7 protein-coding genes are annotated in these 5,667 nt (G+C 66.1%); 5 read left to right on the top strand and 2 right to left on the bottom strand.

The window, feature by feature from the left end; all coding sequences use genetic code 11:
- Positions 1-338: 338 nt before the first annotated feature.
- A complete protein-coding gene (locus tag Q0R23_RS15060; protein ID WP_293914269.1) occupies positions 339-1,211 on the top strand; it encodes a metallophosphoesterase in 873 nt (290 codons plus the stop codon).
- Here Q0R23_RS15060 and Q0R23_RS15065 read toward each other — a convergent pair.
- Positions 1,203-1,511 carry a hypothetical protein gene (locus Q0R23_RS15065; protein WP_293914271.1) on the bottom strand — a complete coding sequence of 103 codons (309 nt, stop codon included), beginning with the start codon at positions 1,509-1,511 and terminating at the stop codon, positions 1,203-1,205. The genes Q0R23_RS15060 and Q0R23_RS15065 overlap by 9 nt on opposite strands.
- Positions 1,512-1,723: 212 nt before the next feature.
- Entirely contained in the window at positions 1,724-2,119 is a 396-nt protein-coding gene (locus tag Q0R23_RS15070; RefSeq protein WP_293914273.1) for a heme-binding protein, read from the bottom strand.
- A 137-nt stretch (positions 2,120-2,256) separates the two neighbouring features.
- Here Q0R23_RS15070 and Q0R23_RS15075 point away from each other — a divergent pair, with 137 nt between their 5' ends.
- From Q0R23_RS15075 to Q0R23_RS15090, 4 genes are read left to right on the top strand one after another with little or no spacing between them, the layout of a single operon-like run.
- Positions 2,257-3,255 carry a GNAT family N-acetyltransferase gene (locus Q0R23_RS15075; RefSeq protein ID WP_293914275.1) on the top strand — a complete coding sequence of 333 codons (999 nt, stop codon included), beginning with the start codon at positions 2,257-2,259 and terminating at the stop codon, positions 3,253-3,255.
- A 44-nt stretch (positions 3,256-3,299) separates the two neighbouring features.
- On the top strand, positions 3,300-3,554 hold the full coding sequence (locus tag Q0R23_RS15080; RefSeq protein WP_293914276.1) for a hypothetical protein: 255 nt from the start codon (positions 3,300-3,302) through the stop codon (positions 3,552-3,554).
- Complete coding sequence (locus Q0R23_RS15085) at positions 3,551-3,886, top strand: type II toxin-antitoxin system PemK/MazF family toxin (protein ID WP_293914277.1); 336 nt, start codon at positions 3,551-3,553, stop codon at positions 3,884-3,886. Before Q0R23_RS15080 ends, Q0R23_RS15085 begins: the two co-directional genes overlap by 4 nt.
- A 15-nt stretch (positions 3,887-3,901) precedes the next feature.
- Positions 3,902-5,407, top strand: a complete 1,506-nt coding sequence (locus tag Q0R23_RS15090; RefSeq protein ID WP_293914279.1) for an amidohydrolase — start codon at positions 3,902-3,904, stop codon at positions 5,405-5,407.
- Positions 5,408-5,667: the final 260 nt, after the last annotated feature.

The raw sequence follows: 5,667 nt of genomic DNA on the forward strand, positions 1-5,667 counted from the left end.
CCGTGCCACCACCCTAGAGCAGATGTCATAAAAAGGGTCTTTTTATGACCGAGCGGAGCGAGTAGTTTTGACTGAGCAGGACGCAGAATGGAGGCGCGGGGAGGCTGTTTTCCCCGTGGCGTAATTCGGAGTACTGCTCTAGGGTGACAACTAAGGAGCTAGCGAACCGAGTCGGCGCCACTGTTCAGGAACGCACTTCGCGTTCACGCGGCTGATCGGCTCGGTCGGCTCGGTCGGCTCGGTCGGCTCGGTTGGCTCGGTTGGCCCCGTCGCCTCGGCCCTCATCAAATTTTGCGGCAATTCTTCTGCCTGACCCACAGACGCTAAGGTGTTGCTCGATGCTCGCCGTTCGCTCACTGCTCTCGCTGTTTGGCGGCACCCTGGGCCTTTCGTATGCCAACGCCTACCGCTTCCGGGTGGTGCGCCAGCGCCTCGCCCTGCCGGGCCTGGAGGCGCCGGTCCGGGTGGTGCAGCTCTCGGACCTGCACTACGGCAACTTCATCGGGCGCGGCTCGGTGCGGCGCTGGGTCCGCTCGGCCATGGCGCAGCAAGCCGACCTGATCGTCATTACCGGCGATTTTCTAGACAGCAGCGTCTCCTACCGGCCTATCCAGGTGCTGATGGAGGAACTCTCGGCCCTGAAGGCCCCGCTGGGCGTCTACGGGGTCTTCGGCAACCACGACTGGACCAGCCTGAACACCCAGCCGGTCCGCGCCCGTTTCGCCCGGCAGCTCGGCGAGGCGGGCATCGTCATCATCAACAACGCGGGCGTACAACTGCGGCCCGACCTGTACCTGTGCGGCATCGACGACTGGTGGTTCGGCAACCAGGACATGAAGGCGACCTTGCAGGCCAAAACCGGCGGCGCCACGCTGATGCTCTCGCACAACCCGGACTTCCTGCCCCACGTCCCCGCAGGCGTGGGCCTGACGCTGTGCGGCCACACCCACGGCGGCCAGGTCCGCTTGCCGTTTCTGGGGCCGGTCAAGCAGGCCAGCTTGTACGACACCCGCTTTCTGGAAGGCTGGATCGAAACCCAGCCGGAACCGCCCAGCGCCGCCGAGCCGACCATCGAGGCGCAGGGCCAATCTCGGCTGATCCGGGGCTACGTCACGCACGGCCTGGGCGTGACCGGGCTGCCGGTGCGCTTCAATTGCCCGGCGGAGCTGACCGTCTTCGAGCTGGAGCCGGAAGCGCCCACTTCAATCTGAGGCGCTGAGCCAGACCGCTTCAAATTCAGAGCGGCTCAGCAGCCGGGCGCTGAACTTTTCGCCCTCGGAGGCGTTGATCTCCTCGACTTCCGGCCAGGTGTGCTCGGAGAGCCGGGTGGGGCCGTCGCTGGGGCACTCCAGCTCGACTTTGAAGCTCCGGCCATCCGGAAAGGTTTCGACTTTGCGGACTTCCAGCATGTCGCGGCCCAGCTCGGCATATAGAAACTGCGGGTAATCGTCGTGGGCGTGCTCCCACTCGACGAGCATGTAGAGGATGTCGTGGGTCTGGTCCTGAGTCATTCATGCCCTCCGGCGGGCGCGTGGTTGGCGCACGGGCGCGACAATAAGTCTAGGGCATGACGGTCCAGAGCACTGGTCGCCATAATTCACGCGCAGCAAAGGTTCTCGCCGTCAGAGTACGAGATCCTTCGCTGCACCCAGGATGACCAATAGTTAGCCTAGGCTTTAGTATCGAAACAAAACAGGCAAACTCATAGCAAGCGCCCAATAATCTACAGCGCTGCCGCGCCCGCCTCGGCCACCGCCTGATCCTGCTCGCCGGAGCCGCCGCTGACGCCGATGGCACCGACGACCTGGCCACCTTGTTTCAGCGGCAATCCACCTGCAAAGATCATGATGCGGCCCCCGTTGGAGGCGTGGATGCCGTAGAACTGCTGCCCCGGCTGACTGTTGTCGCCCAGGTCCTTGGTGCTGATATCGAAGGCGCGGGCCGTGAACGCCTTGTTGATGGAAATATCGATGCTGCCGATCCAGGCGCCGTCCATCCGGACGTGGGCGATCAGGTTGCCGCCTGCGTCCACCACGGCGATGTTCATAGGCTGGCCGATCTGGGCGGCTTGGGCTTCGGCGGCGGCGATTATTCTGCGGGCGTCACTGAGGGTCAACATGTGCAGGAGCTTACGGCGCGGCGCGGACACACAGATGTCGCTCAGATGGAGGCGCGTTGGGTCTTGTCGCTCAGCCATCAGGCAGATGCACAACTGACCGGCTGTGCCTAGAGTGAAACTGTGCCTAGAGTGAAACTGTGACTACACTTCAAATGCCTACTCCGTTCAGTGTCGCCTCGGCCACGCCCGCCGAGAGGTTGGCCGTCGCCGAGCTGATCGCCGAGTGCTTCGCCTTTACCTACCCGGACGACCCGCCACTCATTCCCACGTTGCTGGCCGCCGAGCTGACCCATGTGACGCCCGGCGAGCGCATCGATCAGTTCGTCATCTGGGAGGGCGAGCGGGCGCTGGCCTACGGCAAACTGGACTACAGCCTGACCCAGAACCGGCACACCGGCCAGGCTCAGGTGCTGGTGCGCCCAGATAGACGGCGGCGCGGTCTGGGACAGCGAATGTTCACAGCCCTGAGCGACCAGGCCCGCCAGGCGAGGCACCGACTGATGACCTTCGTGACCACCGACAGGGCTCCGGCGGGCGAACCCTTCGCCACCAAACAGGGGGCCAAAGTGGCCCTGCTCGACCGCCGCAGCCAGCTCGATCTGAAGCTGCTCGACGACGCGCTGCTGGAGCGCTGGCTGGAGCGCCCGGCAGACGATCCGTTTCAGTTACACGTCTGGCGGACCGTCCCCGGAGCCTACCTGACGCAGATGGCCGGGCTGATAATGGTCATGAACACCGCGCCGCGCGGCGACCTCGATGTGGACGACTGGCAGATTACGCCGGAGATGATCCGCGCCTGGGAAGGCATGATCGCCGAGAGCGGCGATGTCCGTCACACCCTGGTCATCGAGGATTCCCGCACAGGCGAACTGGTGGGCTACAGCGAAAGCGACTGGCATCCGCTGCGGGCCGCCGTGATCGGCCAGGGCGCCACCGCCGTCCGGCCAGAGGCGCGGGGGCAGGGGCTGGGCAAGTGGCTCAAGGCCGCCATGCTCCGGGTGGTCGTGGCCGAGTGCCCCGGCGCCCGCGTCGTGCGGACCAGCAACGCCGAGGAAAACGCCGCCATGCTGAGCATCAACGTGGCGCTGGGCTTCACACCCTGGTCGAGCGTGAGCGAGTGGCAGCTCAGGCTGTGAGCTGGAATGGTCTACACACATGATTCATGTGCCAGGATAGTGAGATGAAGACGACCCACCGCAAGCATGTACTCGTGCCGGACCAGACCATTCGCATCCTTGAGGACTACCAGCGTAGGCACGGCCTGACCTCTTTCAGCGGGGCGGTGGAGGCGGCGGCACAGGCGCTTGAACAGCAGGAACTGCGGGCCGCCTATACCGACTACACCCACGAATACGCCCAGAACCCACAGGCTCAGGCCGAAGCGGAAAAGTGGCTGGGGCTCCCAATGGAGGAAGTTGAGCCGGACCGGCTGTGAGGCGCGGCGACATCTACCGGGTCGATTTTGAACCGAGTGTACCCGGTGAGCCCGCCCGCACCCGCCCCGCCGTCATCCTGACCAACGACCTCGCTAATGAAACGCTGCCCCACCTGATCGTAGCCCCCATCACCAGCAACACGGATCGTCAGTACCCCTTCGACGTGCTGCTGCCTGCTGGCACCTGCGGCCTACCGGAAAGCAGCCGGGTTCAGCTCAACTACCTGCGCGGCCTGAACCGCAGCCGGATCGGGCGCTATCAGGGTAAGCTCACCGAACTTCAGATGACCGAACTGGACCACCGACTCAAATTGCATCTGGGCCTGTCCTAGCGCTACCCTCCTGCCATGTCCCAGACGGCTCACGGCTCAGCGCCGCTGCTTATCCTCGCCCGCACCGTCACCCAGAACCCAGGTCAGCCCGAAGCCGGAGCCGTGCTGGTGCAGCGTGGCCGGGTGCTGGCGGTGGGCAGCCGCGAGGACTTGCAGGCCCGCGCACCCGGCGCCGCCGTCCTCGACCACCGTGACCTGATCCTGACGCCGGGGCTGTGCGACGCGCACATTCACCTGGTCAGCTACGGCTTTTCACTCACGCAGCTTAAGCTGCACGGTGTGCGCAGCGTGGCCGAGGTGACAGCAAAGGTGGCCCAGCGGGCGGTCAGCACCCCACCCGGCGAGTGGATTTGCGGCGGCGGCTTTCTGATGTCCGAACTGGGCCTGCCAGACTACCCCACCAGCCAGGCCCTCGACGCGGTGAGCGGCAACCGGCCCGTGCTGCTGTATTCCCGCGACCTCCACCTGGCCTGGGCCAACAGCCGGGCGCTGGAACTGGCCGGAATTACCGAGCAGACCCCCGATCCGGCGGGCGGGCGGATCATCCGGCCCCTGGGCACGCTGCTGGAGGCTGCGGCTGGCCTGGCCGCCCGCGCCATGCCCGCGCCGACGGGAGCCCAGATTCTGGCCGCCGCGAAAGCCGGAGCCGACAATCTGGCGCGGCGGGGCTACGTCAGCGCCCATACGATGGCCTACGAAGACCCGTCCGCCGCGCTGGCCCTGCAACAGCTCGCGGCGCAGGGTGAATTGCCGCTGCGCATCTGGGCCTGCCTGCCGCACAGTCAACTGGACCGGGCACCGGAGCTGATCGCCAGCAACTCGGCGCTGTTTCAGTACGGCGGGGTCAAGTTCTTCGCCGACGGGGCGCTGGGCAGCCGCACCGCCTGGCTGCACGCGCCGGGCTTTGCCGACGGCTCCGGCACCGGCATCGCGCTCGACAGCCCGGAGCTGATTCGGGCGCTGGGTCGCCGGGCGCTGGACCTCGGCCTGGTGCCAGTCACCCACGCCATCGGGGACCGGGCCAACACGGAAGTGCTGGACGCCTACGACGACCTGCGTGAGCTGGCGGCCCGGCGCGGCCTGAAATTGCGTATCGAGCACGCCCAGCACCTGCGACCCGCAGACATCCCACGCTTCGCCGGTCTGGTCGCCAGCGCTCAGCCGGTCCACCTGCCCGGCGACGCGGCCATGATCCGCACGCTGCTACCGCACCTGGAGGCGAGCAGCTACGCCTTCAGGTCGCTTCAGGCCGCAGGCGCCGTGCTGGCCTTCGGGTCGGACGCCCCGGTGGCGGCGCCGGACGTGCGGGCCGGATTCGCCGCAGCCATCACCAGGGTCGGCGACGGCGCCGCGCTGGGAGCGGATGAGGCGCTGAGCTTGGACGCCACCCTGCACGCCTTCACGCGTGGCCCGGCCCTGGCGGCGCTCTGGGACGACGAGGGCCTGATCCAGCCGGGTTCCCGCGCCGCTTTTACCCTGTGGGACAGCCTCGGCGGCCAGGCTCAGGCGCTGGTGTTGTAGCGCCTCTGAGTTCATGGATTGATGGGTCTATGGATTGATGGAGAGCTGGGGTCGCTGGCAAGATGAAGCACGCAGGTCACTGTGCACCTGAACAAACTGGCACCTGAACAAACTGCAACCCCCCCGACCCGAAACGAAAAGCCCCCCTCTCTGGGAGGGGGCCAAGCGACAACTTTGATTTGTGCTGGAGCGGGAGACGCGATTCGAACGCGCGACATTTACCTTGGCAAGGTAATGCTCTACCAACTGAGCTACTCCCG

The sequence above is a fragment of the Deinococcus sp. genome (assembly GCF_025362455.1).
Lineage (GTDB): Bacteria > Deinococcota > Deinococci > Deinococcales > Deinococcaceae > Deinococcus.

Excerpts from the sequence above, each read along its gene's own strand:
- Q0R23_RS15060 (WP_293914269.1), top strand. The coding sequence starts at position 339 with ATGCTCGCCGTTCGCTCACTGCTCTCGCTGTTTGGCGGCACCCTGGGC.
- Q0R23_RS15065 (WP_293914271.1), bottom strand. The coding sequence starts at position 1,511 with ATGACTCAGGACCAGACCCACGACATCCTCTACATGCTCGTCGAGTGG.
- Q0R23_RS15070 (WP_293914273.1), bottom strand. The coding sequence starts at position 2,119 with ATGTTGACCCTCAGTGACGCCCGCAGAATAATCGCCGCCGCCGAAGCC.
- Q0R23_RS15080 (WP_293914276.1), top strand. The coding sequence starts at position 3,300 with ATGAAGACGACCCACCGCAAGCATGTACTCGTGCCGGACCAGACCATT.
- Q0R23_RS15090 (WP_293914279.1), top strand. The coding sequence starts at position 3,902 with ATGTCCCAGACGGCTCACGGCTCAGCGCCGCTGCTTATCCTCGCCCGC.